Here is a 23,032-nt window from a genome sequence, read left to right as displayed (position 1 = left end):
AGTGACGCGCGTCAGAGGCCGCCGATCGGCCGGCGGTCCGGGTCGTCCCGGACTCAGTCGCTTCACGGCTGCGCTCCGCGGCGGCGCTGCCACGGGGCGTGTGCGTAGCGGGACAGTAGCGAAGCCGGTTCGCTGAGCGGAAGTCTCCGTCCAGAATCCGGTCACCGGCCCGTACGGACTGCTGGCGTTCGTCCCGATACGTACGCCCCGCTGTGGCGCCGGACCCTCACCCGGCGCCCGGCGTCACCGCATCCGGGTCGCCCACTCCTGCACCTTGGCGATCCGCTGCCGCAGTTGCCCGGCCGTCGCCTCGGCGCTGGGCGGGCCACCGCACACGCGGCGCAGCTCGTTGTGGATGACCCCGTGCGGCTTGCCGCTCTGGTGGACGTAGGCGCCGACCATGGTGTTGAGCTGCCGGCGCAGCTCCATCAGCTCCTTGTGGGTCACCACCGGCCGCCGGTCGGCGGGCAGTTCGAGCAGGTCGGCCTCGGCGTCCGGCTTCTTGCGGCTGTGCGCGATCTGCCGTGCCTGCCGCTTCTGCAGCAGCAGTTGCACCTGCTCGGGCTCCAGCAGGCCGGGGATGCCGAGGTAGTCCTGCTCCTCCTCGCTGCCCGGGTGGGCCTGCATGCCGAACTCGGCCCCGTCGTAGAGGACCCGGTCGAAGACGGCGTCGGACTCCAGCGCCTCGAAGGGCAGCATGTCCTGCTCGCCGGTGTCCTCGTCCTGCTCCCGGTTCGCCTCCTCCATCTCCTTCTCGGACTCGGCGTACGGGTCCTCCTCGCCCTCCTTCTTCGGCTTGTCGAGGGCGTGGTCGCGCTCGACCTCCATCTCGTTGGCGAAGGTCAGCAGGTCGGGGATGGTCGGCAGGAAGACGGAGGCGGTCTCACCGCGCCGCCGGGATCGTACGAAACGGCCGACGGCCTGGGCGAAGAAGAGCGGGGTCGAGATGGTGGTGGCGTACACGCCGACCGCGAGTCGCGGGACGTCCACGCCCTCGGACACCATCCGGACCGCGACCATCCAGCGGTCGTCGCTGTTGCTGAACTCGTCGATCTTCTTCGACGCGCCGGCGTCGTCCGACAGCACGAGCGTCGCCCTACTGCCCGTGATCTCGCGGATCAGCTTGGCGTAGGCGCGTGCCGAGTCCTGGTCGGAGGCGATGACGAGGGCGCCCGCGTCCGGGATGGCCTTGCGGACCTCGGTCAGCCGCTGGTCGGCGGCGCGCAGCACGGCGGGCATCCAGTCGCCGCGCGGGTCGAGGGCGGTGCGCCAGGCCTGGCTGACCGCGTCTTTGGTCATGGGCTCGCCGAGCTTGGCCGCGACCTCGTCACCGGCCTTCGTCCGCCAGCGCATGTTGCCGCTGTAGGAGAGGAAGATGACGGGGCGCACGACGCCGTCGGCGAGCGCGGAGCCGTAGCCGTAGGTGTAGTCGGCGGCGGACCGCCGGATGCCGTCCGGGCCTTCCTCGTACGTGACGAAGGGGATGGGGTTGGTGTCGGAGCGGAACGGCGTACCGGTGAGCGCGAGGCGACGGGTGGCCGGTTCGAAGGCCTCCAGGCACGCCTCGCCCCACGACTTGCTATCGCCGGCGTGGTGGATCTCGTCGAGGATGACGAGGGTCTTGCGCTGCTCGACGCGGTTGCGGTGCAGCATCGGACGGACGCCGACGCCCGCGTACGTCACGGCGACCCCGTCGTACTCCTTGCCGAGCGGGCCCGCGCTGTACTCGGGATCCAGCCTGATCCCTATCCGCGCGGCCGCCTCCGCCCACTGCTTCTTCAGGTGCTCGGTCGGCGCGACCACCGTCACCTGCTGCACGACGTGATGGTGCAGCAGCCAGGAGGCGAGCGTCAGCGCGAAGGTGGTCTTTCCGGCGCCGGGGGTGGCGACCGCCAGGAAGTCACGCGGCTGCTCCTGGACGTACTTGTCCATCGCGGCCTGCTGCCAGGCACGCAGCTTGCTGGCGGTGCCCCAGGGCGCGCGGCCGGGGAAGGCGGGCGACAGGTGGTGGGAGTGCGACGAACTGGAGCTGGCGGTGGTAGTCACGGTCTCCGTGGATCGGGGTCGGGGCTCGGCTACGTATGACAACCGGGCCACCCTACCGGTGTGCTCGCCCGCCACTCGGGGCAACGCCGCCGCACCCTGCCCAGGTGCGACACGGGTCACAGATCACCGGCAGCGGTGGGGGCCAGGTCACCGCTCCCGCAGCCGCGTCGTCACCCAGGCGCCCACCAGCGCCACCCCGGCCATCGGCAGGAACACCGCGGCGAAGGCGGCCGGATGAGCACCGGAGCCGGAGGACGCCGTGGCCGCGTGGGTCACCGTGCCGCCGCCCAGGGCCGCGAAGGCGGCGCCGCCTGCGGCGAGGAGGAGCACGTTGGCGAGAGCGTCGGAGATCTGGAGGGCCGCGGAGTTGGCGCCGGCCTCCTCCGGGGCGGACAGGTGCAGCAGGAGCACGCTGGTGGAGGCGATCACCAGGCCCATGCCGAAGCAGCCGAAGCCCCAGGCGACGGCGACCGTCCAGACGGGGACGGCGTGGATCAGCACGCTGGGCGCGGTGGCGACGGCCGCGGCCACCAGCACCATGCCGAGGGTCATCAGCCGTTCCCGGTACGGCGCCACGCGCGGCCGCGACTGCACCCACGAGCCCAGCGCCCAGGTGGCCCCGCCCGCCGCGAGCGAGAACCCGGCCAGCGTCGGGGAGAGCCCCCGCTGGGTGACGAGCATCAGTGGGACGAAGGACTCGGCGGCGACGAAGGAGCCCGCGGCGACCCCGCGCAGCAGCACCACCGACGGCAGCCCGCGCGCCGCCCGGTACGTTCCGCGCGGCAGCAGTCCCCGCACGGCCGGCACCAGCAGCGCGGCCCCCGCCGCGCCGGGGAGCAGGGAGACCCACCGCAGGTCCTGCGCCGCGTACTGCAGCAGCCCGGCGCCGAGCGAGATACCGAGGGCGAGCCGGATCCGGCGGCGGTCGAAGGAGGCCTGCTCCGCCCGTGCGCCCTGCTCCCCCACCGGGCCCGACGCCCGCCGCCGTATCTGCGGCAGGGCGAGCGCCAGCGGGAAGACCACGAGCACCGGAATCCCGATGAACACCCAGCGCCAGCCGAGGTGCTCGGTCACCGCACCCGAGGCGAGCGGGCCGACGACGGACGGGACGACCCAGCTCGCCGCGAACGCCGCCATGATCGACGGCCGCAGCCGCTCCGGGTAGGCGCGGCCGACGACGACGTACAGGGCGACGATCACCAGCCCGCCGCCGAATCCCTGCACGGCCCGCCCCACGATGAACACCCACATCGCGCTCGCCGTGCCGGCCAGCAGCAGCCCCGCCGCGAACGCGCCGATCCCCGCGGTCAGCGCCCCCAGCGGCCCCCGCCGGTCCGACCACTGCCCGGCGAGCACCATCCCGAACAGGCTCGTCGTGAAGTACCCCGAGAACGCGAACGCGTACAGCGACACCCCGTCCAGCTCCCGCGCCGCGACCGGCATCGCCGTACCGACGGCGGTCGCCTCGAAGGCGATCAGCAGGACGACGGAGACGATCCCGATACTCAGCGACCGAAAGGGCCGACTCAGCACGGTATTGGTCGACATGTCGCGGGTCTCGGATCCGCCGGAGACGTCCGCGACGCCGGTGTCGCGCGGTTCCAGGGTGGTCATGGTCGCCAGCGTAAGGTCCACCAGCGAATTTGACCCCTGTCGGAAGGAGGCCCCGCACCGGGACCTTGGTCGTACGACCCTCGCCGTGGCACCCCTTTCATGAACGGCGTATGGCAGTCCCGTTGCGGCCACCGCCTTTCCCTTGAGCCCCTCCTCGGCCCGGCCCTACGGTCGAATCACCGAGTTCGGAACGGCGAAGAACCCTTCGCCCCGACACGGCCGTGTGCCCGAGTGGTTTAGGGACTCGCCTGCAAAGCGGGGAACGCGGGTTCGAATCCCGCCACGGCCTCTGGAATCGCGACCACTCATCGGTGCCTCATACGCCCCGTACTTCCAGGCCGCGTACTTCCAGGCCGCTCTCACCCAGGACCACGTGGATGTCCAGGTCCTCGGCCGTGGCCGACAGGGCGGCGCGTACCGGGCGTCGAGCAACCGGCTCGGCTGCTCCGGCAGCCACTTGGCCCGGGCCGAGGGTGAGGGCCGGTGCTCGACCAGCAGGTACACCGGCCCGTGGTCCGGCCGGACATGCAGGATGGCGCCGACCGTTCCGTACCCGTAGCCGCTCTCCACGTGCACGGTCGGGTGGACGTCCACGGGGTCGGCGGTCACCGGTCGCTCCCCGGCGGGGGCGGCTCCGTTCGTGGCAGCGGGGTCCGGTGGATGATGACCTTCCCGCCCTGTACGGCGCAGACCTGGCCGCCCTCCCGGGCGACGTTGGTCCGCACCCGGGCCCGCACCCTCGTCCCCCGTCAACACCCGTACGGGGTGGCACCGTTGGGCGCGAGCGGGCGCCTGTCACCACGAAAACCCCACCAACGGTCCCGGCACAGGACCTGAAGCGTCGAGCCGGGGTGTGCAGCCGCTTCAGAGCACGCCGCCCGCCTCGTCCTGGAACGTCTCCGTCCAGTAGTGCCATTCGGCGTCGGACGTGCTGCCCGTCGGGTCGACCGTCGACAGGACCTGGATCATCGTCGTCGCGACCTGGTCGTACGCCTCTGCCGTGAGCCGCGTGTCCAGTTCGGCGTCGATCGTCCTCTCGCGGTGGAGCAGCCAGAGGGTGAAGGCGAGGGTGGAGACGTCCGTGTTCAGCGGGAAGAGGGTCGCATCGGGCTCGCTGAAGTTGAGGACCGCGCCGGTCGCGCCGTCGACCACCAGGCTGTTGTCCTCGATGAGGTAGCCGAGGCGTATCAAGCGGTCGGCGTGCTCGGGGAGTTGGTCGGGCGGGAACTCGTCGGCGCGCTCGTCGGCGTAGTACTCGGCGAGGGTCGGCAGCGGCACGTCGGTGTCGAGCTGGAACATGAAGCCGTCCTCGGGCAGGCCCGTCTCGCGCAGGAAGCGGCGCGTCGGCTCGTGCGTGAGCGTCGCGGGGAAGTCGACGTCCTCGAAGCGCGCGACGTGGCCCTGGCCGAACTCCTGGTCCAGCAGGCGGGCGGGCAGGTCCAGGGTCAGCCCCGACTCCGTGCCCGGACCGGCGATCAGCGCCAGCGGGCGGATCAGGGCCGCCGCCTTCCAGAACGCAGGCACCTCGCCGTCCGTACCGTCCTCGAACACCGCCAGCAGCTGGCGTGACGCCTCCGCGACCGCCTTCTGCCCGAAGCGGCCGGCGTAGGACGCGAACTGGCCGCGCAGGCCCGCCAGTTCCTCCGTCACCGCCGCGAACCGGACCAGCGTCTCCAGGGACGGTGCGAAGGGGCGGGCGTCCATCAGGTCGGGGCGGTCGTGGAAGAAGTGCGTCGTGGAGATCTCGCCGGTGTCGCCGTCGAGCAGGAGCGACTCCGCCTCCAGGCCGTCGGGGCCGAGGAGTCCGCCTATCACCAGTTGGTCGCGCAGCTCCTCCACCAGGCGGTCCGGGTCGCCCGTGGAGTCCGCGACCGTCCGCAGGCCGTCACGGCGCAGCGCCGCGAACGTCAGCAGGCCGCCGTCGGCCGACAGGCCGGGGCCGGTCAGTCGGCGGCGCGTCGGCCCGTGCGTGACGTACGGAGCGAGGTCGGCCTCGGTCAGGGTGATCGCCGCGGTGCCGGCGTCGGTCGTGCTCATTGCTCCCCCGCATGAATTCACAGTCCCGGGCAGGACACGTCCAGGCGTCCCCCCTCGGGCGGAAGCCGTCGTCCCCACTGCCCCGAACACTACGCCGCGCCACTGACAACGCCCCGGACACCCCCGGAAAGCCTCGGAGGCCCCGGAGCCGTCGACTTGGCGGAGGCCGTCACGCCGGTGATCAGGACGACCCCGGCATTGCCTCACGTGAAGTACACGCCGCCCAGCACCACGACGATCGCGGCCACGACGAAGAGCAGGATCCAGCCCAGCAGCTTGCCGATGCCGGGCGGAGGTTCGTAGCGCGGTTCCTCGGGAGGCGTGTCCTTCTCGCTCACTGGGTGGTCACCACCGCGGCCTGGGGGCGGATCGGGAGGCGGTTGACCGGGCGGCCGGTCGCGGCCCGTACGGCGGAGGCGATCGCCGCGGGGGAAGTCACCACCGGGACCGCGCTGACGGCCTTGGCGCCGAAGGGGGCGACGACGTCCCGCTCCTCGACCAGCTTCACGATGCGGATGTCGGGCGCGTCCAGGGCCGTGGGCAATGCGTATCCCGTGAGGTCGGGGTGGCGGATCGATCCGCGCGGGGTGCGCAGGTTCTCCGTGAGGGCGATGCCCAGGCCCTGGGTGACGCTCCCCTCGATCCGCGCGGCCAGCTGCGCCGGGTTGAGCACCCGGCCGACGTCCTGGGCGAGGGCCAGCTCCACCACCCGGACCGAGCCCAGCTCGATGTCGACGTCCACCACCGCGCGGACCGCGCAGAACGCGAGGCCCACGAAGGCGTCGCCCTGGCCGGACTCGTTCAGCGGTTCCGTCGGGTGCGGGCGGCACTGGGCGGTGGCCCACAGTTCCTTGCCGTCCATCGCCTCCGTCACGGTCGTGGACAGGACTCCGTCGTACGACGTGATCTTGCCGTCGGTGATCTGGAGCAGCTCGGTGGACATGCCGAACTTGTGCGCCAACGGCTGCAGCAGCTGCGTGCGGACCATCTTCGCCGCACGCTCCACCGCACCGCCCGACACCCAGGTGTGGCGGCCGCGGCAGCCCGCGCCCGCCGGCGGCTGGTCGGTGTCGACCGGCGCCACGCGCACCTCGTCTATACCGAGCGTCTCCTGGACGATCTGCCGGGCCAGCGTCGCGAAGCCCTGCCCGGTCTCCACGGCCGCGCACAGCACCGTCGCCACGCCGTCCTGGACCTTCACGGTCGCCGTGGAGACCTCGTCCGCGCCCTCCGCGCCGAGCATGTGCACCATGCCCAGGCCGTAGCCCACACCGCGTCGTACGGCGCCCGGCTCGCCCGCGCCCTCGGGGCCGCCGGGCAGCAGCCACTCCTCCTCGGGGGTGTCCTTGGGCAGCGGGGGCAGCGGGTAGTCCCGTACGGCCTGCAGCAGTTCGGCGACCGGCGCGGGGCACGTCACCGTCTGGCCCGTCGGCAGGACGTCGCCGGTGGCCATGACATTGCGCAGGCGCAGCTCCGCCGGGTCCAGGCCGAGCTTCTTGGCCAGCTTGTCCATCTGCGCCTCGTAGGCGGCGCACACCTGCATGGCGCCCTCGCCGCGCACATGGCCGGAGGGCGGATTGTTGGTGCGCACGGCCCAGCCCTCGATGAAGGCGTTCGGGACGACGTACGGACCGCAGGCGAAGGCCACGGCGGCGGCGAGCGCGTCGGAGGAGGTGTCGGCGTAGGCGCCCGCGTCGAGCAGGATCTGGGCCTCGACCTTCACCAACTTGCCCTCGGCATCCGCGTGGTGGCGGTACCGGAGCAGCGTCGGATGCCGGTGCGCGTGGCCCAGGAAGGACTCCTCGCGCGTGGCGGTCAGCTTCACCGGGCAGCCGGTCTTGAGCGCCAGCAGGCCGAGCGGGAGCTGGAAGCCCTGGTCCTCGCGGTCGGCGGTGGCGCCGGGCACGCCGGTGACGACGATCTTCACGCGCTCGGGCTCCAGGCCGTAGCAGGCAGCGAGCGTGTCGCGGTCGGTGTGCGGGTCCGTCGACGCCAGGTACAGCTCCACGCCGCCGTCGGGGCGCGGCACCGCGAGGCCGGCCTCGGCGCCGATGGGGGCCGGGTCCTGGCGGCCGATGCGGTACAGGCCCTCGACGACGACCTCGCCGGACGCCTCCGGGTCGCCGTGGCGCAGCGGGATGTGCCGGATCAGGTTGCCGTCGGGGTGCAGCGGTTCGGCCTCGAAGGCCTGCTCGGGGTCGGTCACCGGGTCGAGTACCTCGTACTCGACGATGACGGCGGCCGCGGCCATCCGCGCGGTGTCCGGATGGTCGGCGGCGACGGCCGCGATGGGCTCGCCGTGGTGGCGTACGACGTCGGAGGCGAACACCGGGCGGTCGGCCTTGCCGCGGCCGTACAGCGGGCTGCCGGGCACGTCCTCGTGCGTGATGACGGCCCGGACGCCGCGCATCTCGCGCGCGTGGGAGGTGTCGATGGACACAATGCGCGCGTGCGGGTGCGGCGAGCGCAGCACGGCCGCCCACAGCAGGCCCTCGGCCCACAGGTCGGCCGCGTACGGGAAGGTGCCCTCCGTCTTGGCGCGGGCGTCGGCGGCCGGCAGCGAGGAGCCGAGGCCGTGCGGCAGCGGCTCGGGGGCGGGCGCGGCCTCCGTGGCGGCAGCGGTCGCGGCTTCGTTGCTCACGCCTGGCCTCCGTCCTGGCCGTAGGGGTCATGCGGTCCCAGGGACTCGAACGCCGAGGGATGGATCCCACCGGCTCCCGGGCCCGCCTGGTGGGGGATGCGTGGCTCGTCGGCGTCCGTCTCGGGCACGTCGGCCGCGGCCTGCGCCTCGCGTTCGGCGACGACCTCCTGGACGGCCTCCACCACGCCCCGGTAGCCGGAGCAGCGGCAGAGGTTGCCACACAGGGCCTGGCGGGTCTCCAGCTCGGTGGGCGCCGGGTTGCCCTCCAGCAGGTCGTGCACCGTCATCGCCATGCCGGGCACGCAGAAGCCGCACTGCACCGCGCCGCACCGGGCGAGCGCCCGCTGCACGTCCGAGGGCTGTCCGTCGACGGCCAGGCCCTCGACCGTACGGACCTCGCTGCCGGCGGCGGTGACCGCGGGCACCAGGCAGGAGGCGACGAGCCGTCCGTCGACCTGGACGTTGCACGCGCCGCACTCGCCCTGCGAGCAGCCGTCCTTGGCGCCGGCGAGACCGAGCCGCTCGCGCAGGACGTACAGCAGCGACTCGCCGATCCACGCATCGCTGACGGGCCGGTCGACGCCGTTGACGCGCAGCACGTACGAGGCAAGGGGGTGCTCGTCGTGCGGGGACGTGTCGTTGGGGGGCGCGGAGTTCTCGTGCGGGGTGCCGGAGTTCACGTCGGTGGTCGCCGAGTCGGAGGCGTTCACGGGCTCTTCGGCGGCCCGGGACTCGGAGCGGGCGTCCTTGGCCGGGGCGTGCTGCGCGGGAGGCTCAGCGGAGCCCTCAGCGGCCGTGGCGGCCCCTCGGGTGTCCTCGGCGGCCTCACCGGTCCCGTGAACGGGCTGTGAGGTCTCGGCGGCGGGCTCGGCCGGAGGTTCGGCGCCGTGTCCGGCGGAGGGCTGGGCGCCCTGTCCCGTCGGGGCCTGCGGGCCCTGTCCCGTCGGGGCCTGCGGGCCCTGTCCCGTCGGGGCCTGCGGGCCCTGTCCCGTCGGGGCCTGCGGGCCCTGTCCGTGCGCGGCCTCGGTGCGCTGTCCGGCCGCCGCTCGAGAGCCCGGTCCCGCCGGGGTGCCCGCTCCGGGGGCGGCCGTGGAGTCGGGGTACGGCTGAGCGGTCGGGGAGGCCTCCGGTGCGGGCTGCTCGGGCGTGTGCGCCGCCGGCTGCGCGGACGCGTGCGCCGGGGACGGGTCGGCGGGGTGCACGCGGGGCCGGGCGTGCGGGTGGCCCGAAGACGGATCGGGCCCCGCGGGCTGCTCGGCCGCGTACGCCGTCCCCGCCCGCTGCTCGGCCGCGTACGGCGTTCCCGCCCGCTGCTCGTCCACGCGCGCGGCTCCCGTCGGAGCCTCGGCAGCGTGCGCGCCGCCGCCCGTGTGCTGTTGTTCGGCCGCATGCGTCGGCGAGGCCGGCTGCTCGGCCGCGTACGGGCCCCCGGCCGGCTCACCCCCCTGCGCGCCCCCCGCCGGCTGCTCGGCCGGCCGGGCCGCGGGCTGCTGCTGCCCCCACGGCTGCCCCGCCGCCTCCGTCGCCCAGGGTGCGGGCGCGCCGCCGGGAAGCGTGGCCGGGGGCGTGCCGCCCCACTGCTGGATCAGGGACGACGTGGTGAACTCGCCCGATTCGTCCGGAAGGTCACCGTCGGCGACGGGGATCGACCACTGCCCGGTCACGTCGTGCCCGGCGACAGGCGGGGTCTGGGCCGCCTGGGCATCCTCGAAGTGCCACTGCTGGGTGACCCCGGGGTGGTACGTGAACCAGTCGTCCGGGCCCGTGTCCTGGGGCACGGCGTTCGGGTCGGGCCACTGGGCGCCCTCGGCGGGCGCGGCCGGCACGGCCCAGGTTCCGGTGGCCGCCGGGTCGGTCGCCGCGGGCGGGGCGGGCGCCACCGTTATCTGCGGCGGCACGTAGCCGTGACCGGGCGCGGCGAGCGGACTGTCGGCCGCCAGGAGGGCGTCGATGCCGCCCTCGGGGAGCTTCACGAAGGCGGTGGCGCCGTCGTCGTAGTCGCCCTGCGGCAGCGGGTCCCAGCGGCCGCCGCTCGCGGGCGCGCCCTCTCCGTGCTGGTCGTCGGTCACGACAGCGCCCTCCCCAGTGCTCGTCGGGCCAGCGCGGCGACGGTGCGCCGCAGGTGCAGTACGGCGGGTGGAAGCTGTTGAACGGTGCCGTCCTCGGCCGGGGCCGGGTCGGGGATGCAGGCCGCGGCGACGTACTCCCCGAAGGCGTTCAGCGCCTCCGGGACGATCGCGCGGTCGTTGTCCCAGTCGATGAGCCGGCCGACCCAGTGCTCGGCGTCCAGGGGCCGGAGCGGCAGCGGTGCTATGGCGCCGACGGCGCACCGCACGCCGCGCCGGGCGGGGTCGAGGACCAGCGCCACGGACGCGACCGCGCGGCCCGGGCCGGTCCGGCCGGTCGCCTTCAGGAAGACCTGCGGCGCGTGCAGCAGCGGCACGCGCACGTAGCCGATGAGCTCGCCCGCGCGGAGCATCTCCACGCCGGCCAGCAGGTGCGACACCGGGATCTCCCGGCGGGCGCCGCCCGGGCCCGCGATGATCAGCGTCGCCTCCAGGGCGGCCAGCACCGGCAGCGCGTCCCCGGTGGGGGCGGCCGAGGCGATGTTGCCGCCCAGGGTGCCCGCGTTGCGGATGTGCGGCGGGCCCGCGGCACGCGCGGCGGCGGCGAGCGCCGGGATCAGGGCGGCGAAGTCCGGGCGGCCCATGCGGGCGTGGGTGAGGCCCGCGCCGAGCAGCGCGTGGCCGTCCTGGTACTGCCAGCCGCGGATCTCGCTGATCCGGCCGAGGCCGACCAGCGCGGCGGGCCTGAGCTGCCCGGAGTTGACGGCGGCCATGAGGTCGGTGCCGCCCGCCACGGGGACCGCGGTGGGCATGGCGCTGAGCGCCGCCACGGCCTCGTCCAGCGTCGTGGGCAGCGTGACGGCCTGCGCCGCCTGCGGTGCGTGCGTGGTCAAACCGGCTGCCCCTTCCCGCTGCCCCACTGGTCCCGCCTGTGCTGCCGTACGGTACGTGCTGACAGGGCGGACGTGGCAACTCTGGCACATCTTCGCAGGACCCGAACGCGGGGGTCCGCTAGGAGGCGTTCGCCCACCTCATCGAGGAGATGGTCCGTTTTCGTACGGCATCACCACTGCGGGCGAATTTTCCACTCTTCGGTGACACTTGCGGGTTTTTTCCAGTGTCTGTTCGGGGCGCTATCGGGCGGGCGGCGGGCCCTCGACCGGGCGGCCGAGGACGCCGGGCCGCCGCTGCCACGGACGCGGCCCGGACGGCGGGCGGTAGGCGACGCCCAGGGCGTCAAGTCGCCGGTAGTGGGCTGCCATCCGCCGCTCGAAGTCGGCGAAGTCCCGCTCGGCGGGGGCGGGCAGGGAGCTCCAGGCCACCTCGGCGAAGGCGGCGAGCCGGGGGAAGGTCTGGTAGTCCACGCGCGCGGAGTCCTCCATCACCTCGGTCCACACGTTGGCCTGGGTGCCCAGCACATGGCGGGCCTGCTCCTCACTGAGCTCCGGCGGAACCGGTTCGAAGCGGTAGACGTCCTCGAGGGTGCGCACGTAGCCGATCGGCACGGGTTCGTCCTCACCGGGCGCCTGGCGGTGGTCCAAGTACACATGCTGCTCGGGGCACATGACGACGTCGTGGCCGGCCCGCGCGGCGGCGATCCCGCCCGCGTACCCGCGCCAGGAGGACACGGCCGCCCCTGCCGCCAGGCCGCCTTCCAGGATCTCGTCCCAGCCGATGAGCCGGCGCCCGCGCGCGGCGAGCCACCGGTCGAAGTGGCCGATGAACCACGCCTGCAGTTCGTCCTCGTCGGCGAGACCGAGTTCCTTAATGCGCGCCTGCGCGGTGGGCGAGAGACGCCACTGGTCCTTGAGGCATTCGTCACCCCCGACGTGAACGAACTCCGAGGGGAACAGGTCGAGCAGTTCCTCGAAAACGCCCTCGTAGAAGCGCAGGGTGTTGTCAGTGGGGGCGAGTACGTTCGGAGAGATCCCCCAATTGTCCGAGACGGTCAGGGCGGTGGTGTCGATGACGTCGGTGTTGCCGAGTTCCGGATACGCGGCGATGGCGGCCTGCGAGTGGCCGGGTACGTCGATTTCGGGGACCACGGTGATATGCCGCTCGGCGGCGTAGGCGACGATCTCCCGGATGTCGTCCTGGGTGTAGTAGCCCCCGTGCGGCTTTTCCTCCCACAGCGGTGACGCCCGATGGCCGAATTTCGTGCGCGCCCGCCAGGAGCCGACCTCCGTCAGCTTCGGGTACCGCTTGATTTCGACGCGCCAGCCCTGGTCGTCCGTCAGGTGGAAGTGGAAGACGTTGAGTTTGTGCGCGGCCATCAGATCCAGGTAGCGCAGGACACCGTCCTTGGGCATGAAGTGCCGGGCCACGTCGAGCATGAGACCGCGCCAACGGAAGCGGGGGCTGTCGTGGATGGTGACGGCGGGGAACTCCCACTCCTCCTTGACGGCGACCGGCGCCCGGCGGAAAGCGTCCGGGCCGAGCAGTTGACGGAAGGTCTGGGCGCCCCAGAACAGGCCCGTCTCGCTCGCCCCGTCGATGGCGAGCACATAGCCGTCGGCGCAGACGCGGTACGCCTCGGGGCTGCCAAGTTCTGCGGCCAGCGTGGGGATGATCCGCAGCAGAATGCGGTTCCAGTTTTCCGTGTGCGGCGGCAGCGGATATCCGGTCGCCGCGCCGACGGTCGTGCGCAGCCACTGCGCGACCCGCTCGGTTCCAGGCATGGCCTCGATCTCGGTCTCCGCGTCGATGAAGTACCCCTGGCCCCCGCCGATCGACGGCTCCAGCCGGCGCGGGGCCGGGATCAGCTCCACGTGGAATCCCCGGAACAGGTCGTACGGAATTGCGCTCATCACGTCAGTCCTTTACCGCTCCGCCCAGCGAGGCGTTTTTTCCGAGGCAGGCTCGCGTTGCAGCATGCACAATGACAGTTTTGTTCTGCACAACACTCCGGAGGCTATGGACTGCATGAACATGCCCGCAAGAGGTCTCCGCCCCACGGCACGGCAAAAGCCCCCGGCGCGCCCAAAAGGCGCTCCGGGGGCCTTGCAGAGCCTGGCAGATCTTGGAGCCCGACAGATCTTGGACGAAGGGCTGACCGGTTACTTCGGGGCGGACCGGTTACTTCTTGTCGTCGCCCTCGCCGCCACTGCCCATGGACTCGTAGATCTCCTTGCACAAGGGGCACACGGGGTACTTCTTCGGGTCGCGGCCGGGCACCCAGACCTTGCCGCACAGCGCCACGACGGGCGTGCCGTCGAGTGCGCTCGCCATGATCTTGTCCTTCTGGACGTAGTGGGCGAAGCGCTCGTGGTCGCCGTCGCCGTGGGACACCTGCGGCGCCGGCTCTACGAGGGTTCCCGTACCAGTCCCGCGCTCGGGCTCGAGAGTGCTCATAACGCCAAGGGTACTGAAGCTCACACGCATCAGTTGAGCGAAGGGTCGTCCGGATATGTGGCGACCATCGCCAGCTCGCTGCGCTGGCGGCGCAGCACCTCGCGCCAGAGTCTCTCGGGGGCCGGGGAGGAGACGTCGCCGGGTTCCGACTCGACGACGTACCAGGCCCCTTCCACCAGCTCGTCCTCCAGCTGGCCGGGGCCCCAGCCAGAGTATCCGGCGAAGATCCTCAAGGACCCCAGAGCGGCGGCCAGCAGCTCCGGCGGTGCCTCCAGGTCGACGAGACCGATCGCGCCGTGCACCCGGCGCCAGCCCAGCGGGGCGCGTTCGCCGGACGCGCCGCCGGGAATGACGGCGACCCCGAGTGCGGAGTCCAGCGACACCGGGCCGCCCTGGAAGACCACACCGGGCTCGCCGGCGAGGTCCGCCCAGCCCTCCAGGATGTCGCCCACGTACACCGGGGTGGGACGGTTGAGGACGACACCGAGCGAGCCCTCCTCGTCGTGGTCGAGAAGGAGCACCACCGCACGGTCGAAGTTCGGGTCCGCCAGGGCGGGGGTAGCCACGAGCAGCCGTCCTGTGAGCGAGGACACCTCGGTCATGCCAGACATGATCCCGCATCTTCCCTCGGTGTGGGGAGCCAATCGGCGTACGGGAGTGAACGCGGCCACGATCGGAGGTGTGGCCTGGCAGGGCCTCGTTCGGGGGTGGTGGCGGGAGACGGGCGGGCGTGGCGCACCGGTGCGTCCGGGCTTACAAGGGCTGCGGTGACCCCATGTGCCCGGCATGGAACGGTTCGTGTTGTGACACACCTATGACGTGGCTGGGCCGTCCTCGGGCTTACGGAAGGGGGGCACGCGACGATTACTCTGTCTCTCCGGCCCCTGCCCAAAGTGATCGGCCGGCCCCTGCCCGACTCATCGGAACGCGAGATACATGACCGTCAACGACGATGTCCTGCTTGTCCACGGCGGAACCCCGCTGGAGGGCGAGATCCGTGTCCGCGGTGCGAAGAACCTCGTACCCAAGGCCATGGTCGCCGCCCTGCTGGGCAGTGAGCCAAGTCGACTGCGCAATGTTCCGGACATCCGTGACGTGCGTGTCGTACGCGGTCTGCTGCAACTGCACGGGGTGACGGTCCGTCCGGGTGAGGAGCCGGGCGAGCTGGTGCTCGACCCGACGCATGTGGAAAGCGCGAACGTCGCTGACATCGATGCCCACGCGGGCTCGTCGCGCATCCCGATCCTGTTCTGCGGTCCGCTGCTGCACCGCCTCGGGCACGCGTTCATCCCGGGCCTCGGCGGCTGCGACATCGGCGGCCGGCCCATCGACTTCCACTTCGACGTGCTGCGGCAGTTCGGCGCGGTCATCGAGAAGCGGGCCGACGGGCAGTACCTGGAGGCGCCCAAGGGGCTGCGCGGTACGAAGATCCGGCTGCCGTACCCGTCCGTCGGCGCGACCGAGCAGGTGCTGCTGACGGCCGTGCTCGCCGAGGGCGTCACCGAGTTGTCCAACGCGGCCGTCGAGCCGGAGATCGAGGACCTGATCTGCGTCCTGCAGAAGATGGGCGCGATCATCGCGATGGACACCGACCGCACGATCCGCATCACCGGTGTGGACAAGCTCGGCGGCTACACCCACCGGGCCGTTCCGGACCGCCTGGAGGCCGCGTCCTGGGCGTCGGCGGCGCTGGCGACCGAGGGCCACATCTACGTACGCGGCGCGCAGCAGCGGTCGATGATGACGTTCCTCAACACCTACCGGAAGGTGGGCGGCGCCTTCGAGATCGACGACGAGGGCATCCGCTTCTGGCACCCCGGCGGGCAGTTGAAGTCCATCGCGCTGGAGACGGACGTGCACCCCGGCTTCCAGACCGACTGGCAGCAGCCGCTGGTCGTCGCGCTGACGCAGGCGACCGGCCTGTCGATCATCCACGAGACGGTCTACGAGTCCCGTCTGGGCTTCACCTCCGCGCTGAACCAGATGGGCGCCCACATCCAGCTCTACCGCGAGTGCCTCGGCGGCTCCCACTGCCGCTTCGGCCAGCGCAACTTCCTGCACTCCGCGGTCGTGTCGGGCCCCACGAAGCTCCAGGGCGCCGACCTGGTCATCCCGGACCTGCGCGGCGGCTTCTCGTACCTGATCGCCGCCCTGGCCGCCCAGGGCACGTCCCGCGTCCACGGCATCGACCTCATCAACCGCGGCTACGAGAACTTCATGGAGAAGCTCGTGGAGCTGGGTGCGATGGTGGAGCTGCCGGGCAAGGCTCTGGGCTGACGCCGGCCGGGGCAGGGCGCTCGGGCAGCGGCAGCGGTTTCATACGTACGACGATGGGGCGGCCCCCGACGAAGGGGGGCCGCCCCATTGGCGTTGTTGCGCCCTACAGGGCCCCGTACGCCGTCCCGTGGCGTACGAACGGCAAGGTCACTTGCCCTTGGCGGCTTCCTTGAGCTTGCTGCCCACGGAGACCTTCACGCTGTAGCCGGCCGGGATCTGGATCGGCTCGCCGGTCTGCGGGTTGCGGGCGGTGCGAGCGGCACGGTGGGTGCGCTCGAAGGTGAGGAAGCCGGGGATGGTGACCTTCTCGTCCCCCTTGGAGACGACATCGCCGACGACGTCGGCGAACGCGGCCAGCACGGCGTCGGCGTCCTTGCGGGTCACCTCGGCGCGTTCGGCCAGCGCGGCCACCAGCTCACTGCGGTTCATGTTGTTACTCCCGTGTTCTTCTTGCCGTTGAGGCGTGAGATCGAAGCCGATGCTGCCAGGGTCCTCGGTGAGTCCCCGGACCCGGGTCCGTCGTCAGACCCTCGCGCCCAGGGACGCATCCTGCCCCTACCTGCGGCGGGAAAGCCAATCCGGCACCCGTAGAAGTCGTGAGAACACCCTTGGGAGTCACACGAAAAGAGGGCCTGAACGTGGCCGTCACCATAGAGGGCGACCCAAGATCCCGGGTTCCGCGACGCGCCGGTGGCAGGCCGTGGCGATGCTCACAGGTGCCTAGGAAACCGACGGTGCCGCCGCCCCGAAGGCCTTCGCCGCCTCCCGCACCGCACCGGCCACCGCGCCCGCGACCTTGTCGTTGAAGACGCTCGGGACGATGTAGTTCGGGTTCAGCTCGTCCTCGGTCACCACGTCCGCCAGCGCCTTCGCCGCCGCCAGCATCATCTCCGTATTGACGGTACGGGACTGCGCGTCCAGCAGGCCGCGGAAGACGCCCGGGAAGACCAGCACGTTGTTGATCTGGTTCGGGAAGTCGGAGCGGCCGGTGGCCACAACTGCCGCCGTCTGGCGGGCGATTGCCGGGTCGACCTCGGGGTCGGGGTTCGCGAGCGCGAACACGATCGCGTCGTCGGCCATGGCGGCCACGTCGTCGCCGTCGAGCACGTTGGGCGCCGAGACGCCGATGAAGACGTCCGCGTCCCGCACGGCCTCCTTCAGCGTGCCCGTCAGGCCCTCGGGGTTGGTGTTGTCGGCGATCCAGCGCAGCGCCGACTCCGGGGCGGCGTCGACGAGGTCCTCGCGGTCGGCGTGCACGACGCCGTGGATGTCGGCGACGACGGCGTTCTTCACACCGGCGGCGAGCAGCAGCTTGAGGATGGCCGTACCGGCCGCGCCGGCGCCGGACATCACCACGCGCACGTTCTCCACCGACTTGCCCACGACGCGGAGTGCGTTCGTGAGGGCCGCGAGCACGACGATTGCGGTGCCGTGCTGGTCGTCGTGGAAGACCGGGATGTCGAGGGCCTCGCGCAGGCGCGCCTCGATCTCGAAGCAGCGCGGGGCGGAGATGTCCTCGAGGTTGATGCCGGCGAACCCGGGGGCGATCGCCTTGACGATCTCGACGATCGCGTCGGTGTCCTGGGTGTCGAGGCAGATCGGCCAGGCGTCGATGCCGGCGAAGCGCTTGAAGAGGGCCGCCTTGCCCTCCATCACGGGGAGGGCGGCCTTGGGGCCGATGTTGCCGAGGCCCAGCACCGCGGAGCCGTCCGTCACGACCGCAACGGAGTTGCGTTTGATGGTCAGGCGGCGGGCGTCCTCGGGGTTCTCGGCGATCGCCATGCAGACGCGCGCCACACCCGGCGTGTAGACCATGGACAGGTCGTCACGGTTGCGGATGGGGTGCTTGGACGCCATCTCGATCTTGCCGCCGAGGTGCATGAGGAACGTACGGTCCGAGACCTTGCCCAGCGTCACGCCCTCGATGCCGCGCAGCTTCTCGACGATCTCCTCGGCGTGCGTGGTCGAGGTGGCGGCGATGGTGACGTCAATGCGCAGCTTCTCGTGGCCGGACGCGGTGACGTCGAGGCCGGTCACCGAGCCTCCGGAGGACTCCACGGCGGTGGTGAGCTGCGAGACGGCCGTTCCGCTCGCGGGCACCTCCAGCCGGATGGTCATCGAGTAGGAGACGCTGGGCGCCGTTGCCATGGCCGACTTCCTCTACTTTCACCGTGTCGCGAAGTTGTGCCGTCCGATCGTCGCACCTACCCCTGAGTACGCGGTAGTCGCCCTGAATTGCGGACGTTTTGTTCACGAGTAGGAGACCGTTTCGGAAAACGACTTCCACCATACGAGAATCGATCAGGCAACGAAAGAGGCCCACGTCACATCGTGACGTGGGCCTCTTCGGCGTTCAGCGACACCGACCCGCCATGCTCGCCTCGCGGCAAGTGGTCGCTCGAAGCGACAAAGGTTGGGCCCGGGGGCTTGGATCGGGCCGGTGCCACACCAAGGCTAACAAACGGATTCCGTAGGGCCATTCCGTACCGAGAGTTCGTTTCTCCGTCGCCCGGTCAGTCCCTGAGCAGATCCGGCAGCCCGTCCGCGTCCGGCTCGTCCCGCTCGCCGGAGACCACCGTCAGCTGCTGCGTGGCCCGGGTCAGGGCCACGTACAGCACCCGCAGGCCGGCCGGCGACTCGTCCGCGATCTCCGCCGGCGAGACGACGACCGTCGCGTCGTACTCCAGACCCTTCGCCTCCAGGCTGCCGAGCGCCACCACCCGGTCGCCGAGCCCGGCGAGCCAGCGCCGAGCCTCCTCGCGGCGGTTCATGGCGACGACCACGCCGACCGTGCCGTCGACCCGGTCCAGCAGCCGTCCGGCCTCCTGCCGCACGGTCTTCTCCAGCGAGTCCCCCACGACGGTGAAGCGCGGCTGCACGCCGGTGGAGCGCACGGCCGACGGCGCCTGCGAGCCCGGCATGGCGAGGGCGAGCACCTTCGAGGCCAGCTCGGCGATCTCGGCCGGGTTGCGGTAGTTCACCGTGAGCTGGAAGCGGCGGCGCGGGCGGGTGCCCAGGGCCTCGTCGCGGGCCACGACCGCCTCGTCGGGGTCGGACCAGGACGACTGGGCCGGGTCGCCGACGATCGTCCACGTGGCGTGCCGGCCGCGGCGGCCGACCATGCGCCACTGCATGGGCGTGAGGTCCTGCGCCTCGTCCACGATGACGTGCGCGTACTCGATGCGCTCCTGCGCGAGCCGCTCGGCCCGCTCGCGCTGCGACTCCTCGCGCACGGGCATGAGCTCCTCGAGCCCGGTGAGCTGGTCCAGCGGATCCATCTCGCGCCTCTTCCGCGGGCGGGCCGGGGTGCCGAGGATCGCCTGGAGCTCGTCGAGCATCGCGATGTCGTGCACGGAGTACCCGTCCCGCTTCAGGGAGCGGGCGACCCTGCGCACCTCGCCGGGGTTGAGGATCCGGCGGCCCCAGCGGCCGAGCCGCTTCTCGTCGGCCATCGCCTTCAGCACCGCCTGCGGGGTCAGCTCGGGCCACCAGGCGTCGAGGAACGCGAGGAAGTCGTCCTCAGTGCTGACGTCCTCGTCGAAGGAGGAGCGCAGCTCGGCGGCCAGCTCCGGGTCGGTGCTGCGGGCGGCCGCACCCGACTTCTCCCACAGGGCGTCGAGCAGCAGCTTGCGGGCGCGGGGGCGCAGCAGGTTCACCGGCGCCGTGCCGCCGAGGGCGGTGCGGCGGATGCGGTCCAGCTCCTCGGCCTGAAGCTCCAGGCGGCGGCCGAAGGCGACCAACCGCAGCCGGGTCGGCGAGTCGTTCAGCTCCAGGGCTCCGCGCGCGGCCTTCCGCAGCACCCTGAGCATGCGGGAGGAACCCTTGGCGCGGGCCACCGACGGGGAGTCGTACAGCGTGGCCTCGGCACCCTCGACCAGCGAGCCGATCGCGCGGATGGCGACCTGGCCCTCCTCGCCGAGGGAGGGCAGCACGCCCTCGGTGTACGCCACCAGCAGCGGGGTCGGCGAGACGATCAGAATGCCGCCCGCGTACCGGCGCCGGTCCTGGTAGAGCAGGTACGCCGCCCGGTGCAGGGCGACCGCCGTCTTGCCGGTGCCGGGGCCGCCCTCGACGTACGTCACCGAGGCGGCGGGGGCGCGGATCACCAGGTCCTGCTCGGCCTGGATGGACGCCACGATGTCCCGCATGGTGTGGCTGCGGGCCCGGCCGAGCGCGGCCATCAGGGCGCCGTCGCCGATGACGGGCAGCTCGTGGCCGTCCAGGAAGGCCTTCAGCTCGGGGCGCATCAGGTCGTCCTCGACGCCGAGCACCCTGCGTCCCTTGGAGCGGATGACGCGGCGGCGCACGACGCGGCCGGGGTCGACGGGGGTCGAGCGGTAGAAGGGGGCCGCGGCGGGCGCCCGCCAGTCGATGACCAGCGGGGCGTAGTCCTGGTCGAGGACGCCGATGCGGCCGATGTGCAGGGTCTCGGCGATGTCGGCCGTGTTGTCGGGGCGCACCGCGCCCTCGGCCGGCTCGACGGCGGTGTATGCGCCGTCCGGGCCCTTCTTGCCGTCCTTGCCGGGCAGCAGGTCGATGCGGCCGAAGAGGAAGTCCTCGAACTCGTTGTTCAGGCGGTTGAGGTGGAGGCCCGCCCTGAAGACCTGCGCGTCGCGCTCGGCCAGCGCGCCGGGCGTGCCGACCTGGCCGCGCTTGGCCGCGTCGCGCATGAGGAACTCGGCCTCGTGGATCTTCTCCTCGAGGCGCCGGTACACCCGGTCCAGGTGTTCCTGTTCCACGCTGATCTCTCGGTCCCGTACGGAGTCGTGTCCTGCGTCGTGAACCGAGTCGACCGCGGATTCCTGTTGAGCCTGAGCGGCCACCGGGCCCCCTTCTGACGTGCTGGGCAGCCGTCAACCGTACGCGAAGGGGACCCGTCGGCGGAAGCGTAGGGGCCTGCCCGGCGGATCCTGCCGGAGACGCGGGGCCGACCAGGAACCGTGTCCTTCCTCCGGCCGGATCCGCCGGGCAGGCCCGGGCAGGCCCTACGCGTTGACCTCCACGAGTCGCTTGCCGTCGAAGGTCATGACCTCGAAGTGGTCGATCTGGTTGGGGGCGAAGGCGGCGCCGCCGTGGACGTAGAGCGGGTTCTTGGCCTCTTCCGTCTTGGCGTTCGGGATGCCGTAGCCCCAGTTCGGGACCGACCAGGAGGTCACCGTCTCGCGCTCGCCGTTCTTGCCGACGGCGATGAGCGAGCACTTCTTCGGGCCGACGACGTTCTTGAGCTGCAGGACCGCGTGGGTGCCCCAGTCCCGCTTCTCCATCGCCACGGTCGCGGTGACGTGCGTCGTCGGGTCCGTGGCCGTCTTCTTGTCGGTCATGGTCTGGAACGCGGCCTGGGCGGGGCCGTTGGCCATGTTGGTGCCGCCGCTGTCCGAGCCGCCGTTCACCGCGAGCACGGTCAGCGGACCGCCGATGATCAGCGCGGCCGCGGCCGCGACCAGGTAGAAGCCGCGCCGGCGCTTCTGGGCGCGGCGCTCGGCGACCTCGTCGACGAGCTTCTCCACCAGGCGCGGGCTGGGCTTGGCCGACAGGGACTCCCCGATCGAGGGCGTGCCGGAGCCCGGCAGGTCCGCGAGCGCGGCCAGCATCGGCTCCATCCCGGCGAGTTCGTCGAGCTGCTGGGCGCACCACTCGCAGGTGGCGAGGTGGGCCTCGAAAGCGGTTGCCTCGGCGTCGTCGAGAATCCCGAGGGCGTAGGCGCCGACGGTCTCGTGCTCGTTCGGGGCCGGTGATCCCTGCATGGACCCAGACATACCCGAACCACCCGTTCCGAACCCCCCGTACATGCTCATCACGCCGTCACCCCCCGCTCCTCCAGTGCCAGCTTCATCGACCGCAGGGCATAGAACACCCGTGAGCGGACCGTGCCACTCGGGATGCCCAGCGCCTCGGCCGCCTCATTGACGGTACGCCCCTTGAAGTACGTCTCGACCAGGACCTCCCGGTGGGCAGGGGTCAGGTCGTCGAGCGCGTCCGACAGCGTCATCAGCCACAGCGCCTTGTCGATCTCGTCCTCCGCGGGGATGACCTCCAGCGGCGACGGATCGACCTCCTGCGGCCGGGCCTGCCGGCTGCGGTGGCCGTCGATGACGATGCGGCGCGCGACCGTCACCAGCCAGGGGCGTACCGATCCGGTCGCTCGATTGAGCTGACCGGCGTTCTTCCAGGCACGGATGAGCGTCTCCTGCACGACGTCCTCGGCGCGCTGCCGGTCACCGGCAACCAGCCGCAGGACATACGCGAGCAGGGGTCCGGCGTGCTCTCGATACAGGGCACGCATCAGCTCCTCGTCAGGTTCCGAGGGCTGGGACATGCGATGTCGGGCCCTCGATCCACGTTCATTGGCCACGGCCGCATCCTTGCGCACGCCCACCTCCGATGTCCGGGGGTTCCCCCAGTCGGTCGCTCGTGCACGGGTACGTATGCGGGCCGCGTCGTGTTCAAACCGAGACGACAGTTTTCTTCGCGGTGACGTGACGAGGGGGACATGGGTGAACATTCCCCCTGTGCGATCTTTACATTTCCGACACATCGGCAAGAGCGCCGTGGCTGCCCGCGCGGCGGCGGAGTCAAACGGGGGGTAGCGGAAATCACTTCGGTGATCGTTTCACGGAAGCCCCAAAGGGGACACCCAGGGGGTGCCTAGGCGCGGGCGAGGGCCGCGCGACGGCGGTGCCGGGCCACCCGTTCACGGTTCCCGCAGACCTCACTGGAGCACCAGCGCCTCCTGCGTCCCCGGGACGTATCCAGGTAAACGATCGGGCAGTTGTCGCCCTCGCACTGGCGCAGGCTCGCCCGGGCGACGGGGTCGGTGAGCAGCTCCACGGTGTCCCGCGCGACGGCCGCGAGCAGCGCGGCGCACTCGGGCGGGCCGGCCAACTCGCTTACGAGGGTGCCGTCTTCGCCCCGCACCGCCCTGGGCGCCGGTGGCGCGGTGCGGGCGAGGTCGTTGACGCGGGCGAGCGCGAGATCGTACGGCCGGGCGTCCGGAGCGACG

At 71.9% G+C, this 23,032-nt stretch carries 18 protein-coding genes and 1 tRNA gene; 2 read left to right on the top strand and 17 right to left on the bottom strand.

The window, feature by feature from the left end:
* Window positions 1-243 precede the first annotated feature (243 nt).
* Both ABZV31_RS24120 and ABZV31_RS24115 read right to left on the bottom strand, forming a co-directional pair.
* Entirely contained in the window at window positions 244-2,046 is a 1,803-nt protein-coding gene (locus ABZV31_RS24120) for a DEAD/DEAH box helicase (RefSeq protein WP_355897401.1), read from the bottom strand.
* Window positions 2,047-2,193: 147 nt separating this feature from the next.
* Window positions 2,194-3,660, bottom strand: coding sequence for an MFS transporter (locus ABZV31_RS24115; RefSeq protein WP_355897398.1), 1,467 nt, complete (start codon window positions 3,658-3,660; stop codon window positions 2,194-2,196).
* Window positions 3,661-3,877: 217 nt separating this feature from the next.
* On the opposite strand from ABZV31_RS24115, the gene ABZV31_RS24110 reads away from it, so the two are divergent.
* Window positions 3,878-3,949 (top strand) — tRNA-Cys (locus tag ABZV31_RS24110).
* Window positions 3,950-3,976: 27 nt separating this feature from the next.
* Here ABZV31_RS24110 and ABZV31_RS24105 read toward each other — a convergent pair.
* The 9 genes from ABZV31_RS24105 to ABZV31_RS24065 all read right to left on the bottom strand — a co-directional run bounded on the left by ABZV31_RS24105 (window position 3,977) and on the right by ABZV31_RS24065 (window position 14,357).
* Window positions 3,977-4,117, bottom strand: a complete 141-nt coding sequence (locus ABZV31_RS24105; protein ID WP_355897395.1) for a hypothetical protein — start codon at window positions 4,115-4,117, stop codon at window positions 3,977-3,979.
* Between the two features lie 407 nt (window positions 4,118-4,524).
* Window positions 4,525-5,697 (bottom strand): SUKH-4 family immunity protein, encoded by a 1,173-nt coding sequence (locus ABZV31_RS24100; RefSeq protein ID WP_355897393.1) that lies wholly within the window; start codon window positions 5,695-5,697, stop codon window positions 4,525-4,527.
* Window positions 5,698-5,900: 203 nt separating this feature from the next.
* Entirely contained in the window at window positions 5,901-6,035 is a 135-nt protein-coding gene (locus ABZV31_RS24095) for a hypothetical protein (protein ID WP_355897390.1), read from the bottom strand.
* Window positions 6,032-8,338: a molybdopterin cofactor-binding domain-containing protein gene (locus tag ABZV31_RS24090; RefSeq protein ID WP_355897387.1), complete on the bottom strand. Its 2,307-nt coding sequence runs from the start codon at window positions 8,336-8,338 to the stop codon at window positions 6,032-6,034. Before ABZV31_RS24090 ends, ABZV31_RS24095 begins: the two co-directional genes overlap by 4 nt.
* A complete protein-coding gene (locus tag ABZV31_RS24085; protein ID WP_355897385.1) occupies window positions 8,335-10,407 on the bottom strand; it encodes a 2Fe-2S iron-sulfur cluster-binding protein in 2,073 nt (690 codons plus the stop codon). Before ABZV31_RS24085 ends, ABZV31_RS24090 begins: the two co-directional genes overlap by 4 nt.
* On the bottom strand, window positions 10,404-11,297 hold the full coding sequence (locus tag ABZV31_RS24080) for an FAD binding domain-containing protein (RefSeq protein WP_355897382.1): 894 nt from the start codon (window positions 11,295-11,297) through the stop codon (window positions 10,404-10,406). The genes ABZV31_RS24085 and ABZV31_RS24080 overlap by 4 nt, the downstream gene beginning before the upstream one ends.
* A gap of 240 nt (window positions 11,298-11,537) precedes the next feature.
* Window positions 11,538-13,211: a beta-N-acetylhexosaminidase gene (locus ABZV31_RS24075; protein ID WP_355897380.1), complete on the bottom strand. Its 1,674-nt coding sequence runs from the start codon at window positions 13,209-13,211 to the stop codon at window positions 11,538-11,540.
* Between the two features lie 268 nt (window positions 13,212-13,479).
* Window positions 13,480-13,755, bottom strand: coding sequence for a DUF3039 domain-containing protein (locus ABZV31_RS24070; protein WP_355897378.1), 276 nt, complete (start codon window positions 13,753-13,755; stop codon window positions 13,480-13,482).
* A gap of 29 nt (window positions 13,756-13,784) precedes the next feature.
* Window positions 13,785-14,357, bottom strand: coding sequence for a YqgE/AlgH family protein (locus ABZV31_RS24065; RefSeq protein WP_355897376.1), 573 nt, complete (start codon window positions 14,355-14,357; stop codon window positions 13,785-13,787).
* A gap of 334 nt (window positions 14,358-14,691) precedes the next feature.
* Here ABZV31_RS24065 and murA point away from each other — a divergent pair, with 334 nt between their 5' ends.
* Complete coding sequence (gene murA, locus ABZV31_RS24060) at window positions 14,692-16,032, top strand: UDP-N-acetylglucosamine 1-carboxyvinyltransferase (RefSeq protein WP_355897373.1); 1,341 nt, start codon at window positions 14,692-14,694, stop codon at window positions 16,030-16,032.
* A 147-nt stretch (window positions 16,033-16,179) separates the two neighbouring features.
* Here the strand turns inward: murA and ABZV31_RS24055 are convergent, their stop codons facing one another.
* The 6 genes from ABZV31_RS24055 to ABZV31_RS24030 form a co-directional block, all read right to left on the bottom strand.
* Window positions 16,180-16,461, bottom strand: a complete 282-nt coding sequence (locus ABZV31_RS24055; protein WP_355897370.1) for an HU family DNA-binding protein — start codon at window positions 16,459-16,461, stop codon at window positions 16,180-16,182.
* Window positions 16,462-16,752: 291 nt separating this feature from the next.
* A complete protein-coding gene (locus ABZV31_RS24050; RefSeq protein WP_355897367.1) occupies window positions 16,753-18,180 on the bottom strand; it encodes an NAD-dependent malic enzyme in 1,428 nt (475 codons plus the stop codon).
* Between the two features lie 365 nt (window positions 18,181-18,545).
* Complete coding sequence (locus ABZV31_RS24045; protein WP_355897364.1) at window positions 18,546-20,855, bottom strand: UvrD-helicase domain-containing protein; 2,310 nt, start codon at window positions 20,853-20,855, stop codon at window positions 18,546-18,548.
* 162 nt (window positions 20,856-21,017) lie between these two features.
* Complete coding sequence (locus tag ABZV31_RS24040) at window positions 21,018-21,776, bottom strand: zf-HC2 domain-containing protein (protein WP_355897362.1); 759 nt, start codon at window positions 21,774-21,776, stop codon at window positions 21,018-21,020.
* Between the two features lie 50 nt (window positions 21,777-21,826).
* Entirely contained in the window at window positions 21,827-22,408 is a 582-nt protein-coding gene (locus tag ABZV31_RS24035; protein WP_355897359.1) for a sigma-70 family RNA polymerase sigma factor, read from the bottom strand.
* A 269-nt stretch (window positions 22,409-22,677) separates the two neighbouring features.
* Window positions 22,678-23,032: CGNR zinc finger domain-containing protein (locus ABZV31_RS24030; protein ID WP_355897357.1), on the bottom strand; the 355-nt coding region annotated here is incomplete at its 5' end.

Origin of the sequence: Streptomyces sp. NPDC005202, assembly GCF_040608235.1 — a bacterium.
Lineage (GTDB): Bacteria > Actinomycetota > Actinomycetes > Streptomycetales > Streptomycetaceae > Streptomyces.
The sequence above is the reverse complement of the archived record's forward strand: the minus strand, read 5'-3'. Positions and strand labels throughout refer to the sequence as shown.

Excerpts from the sequence above, each read along its gene's own strand:
- ABZV31_RS24115 (WP_355897398.1), bottom strand. The coding sequence starts at position 3,660 with ATGACCACCCTGGAACCGCGCGACACCGGCGTCGCGGACGTCTCCGGC.
- ABZV31_RS24100 (WP_355897393.1), bottom strand. The coding sequence starts at position 5,697 with ATGAGCACGACCGACGCCGGCACCGCGGCGATCACCCTGACCGAGGCC.
- ABZV31_RS24075 (WP_355897380.1), bottom strand. The coding sequence starts at position 13,211 with ATGAGCGCAATTCCGTACGACCTGTTCCGGGGATTCCACGTGGAGCTG.
- ABZV31_RS24070 (WP_355897378.1), bottom strand. The coding sequence starts at position 13,755 with ATGAGCACTCTCGAGCCCGAGCGCGGGACTGGTACGGGAACCCTCGTA.
- ABZV31_RS24065 (WP_355897376.1), bottom strand. The coding sequence starts at position 14,357 with ATGACCGAGGTGTCCTCGCTCACAGGACGGCTGCTCGTGGCTACCCCC.
- murA (WP_355897373.1), top strand. The coding sequence starts at position 14,692 with ATGACCGTCAACGACGATGTCCTGCTTGTCCACGGCGGAACCCCGCTG.
- ABZV31_RS24055 (WP_355897370.1), bottom strand. The coding sequence starts at position 16,461 with ATGAACCGCAGTGAGCTGGTGGCCGCGCTGGCCGAACGCGCCGAGGTG.
- ABZV31_RS24050 (WP_355897367.1), bottom strand. The coding sequence starts at position 18,180 with ATGGCAACGGCGCCCAGCGTCTCCTACTCGATGACCATCCGGCTGGAG.
- ABZV31_RS24040 (WP_355897362.1), bottom strand. The coding sequence starts at position 21,776 with ATGCAGGGATCACCGGCCCCGAACGAGCACGAGACCGTCGGCGCCTAC.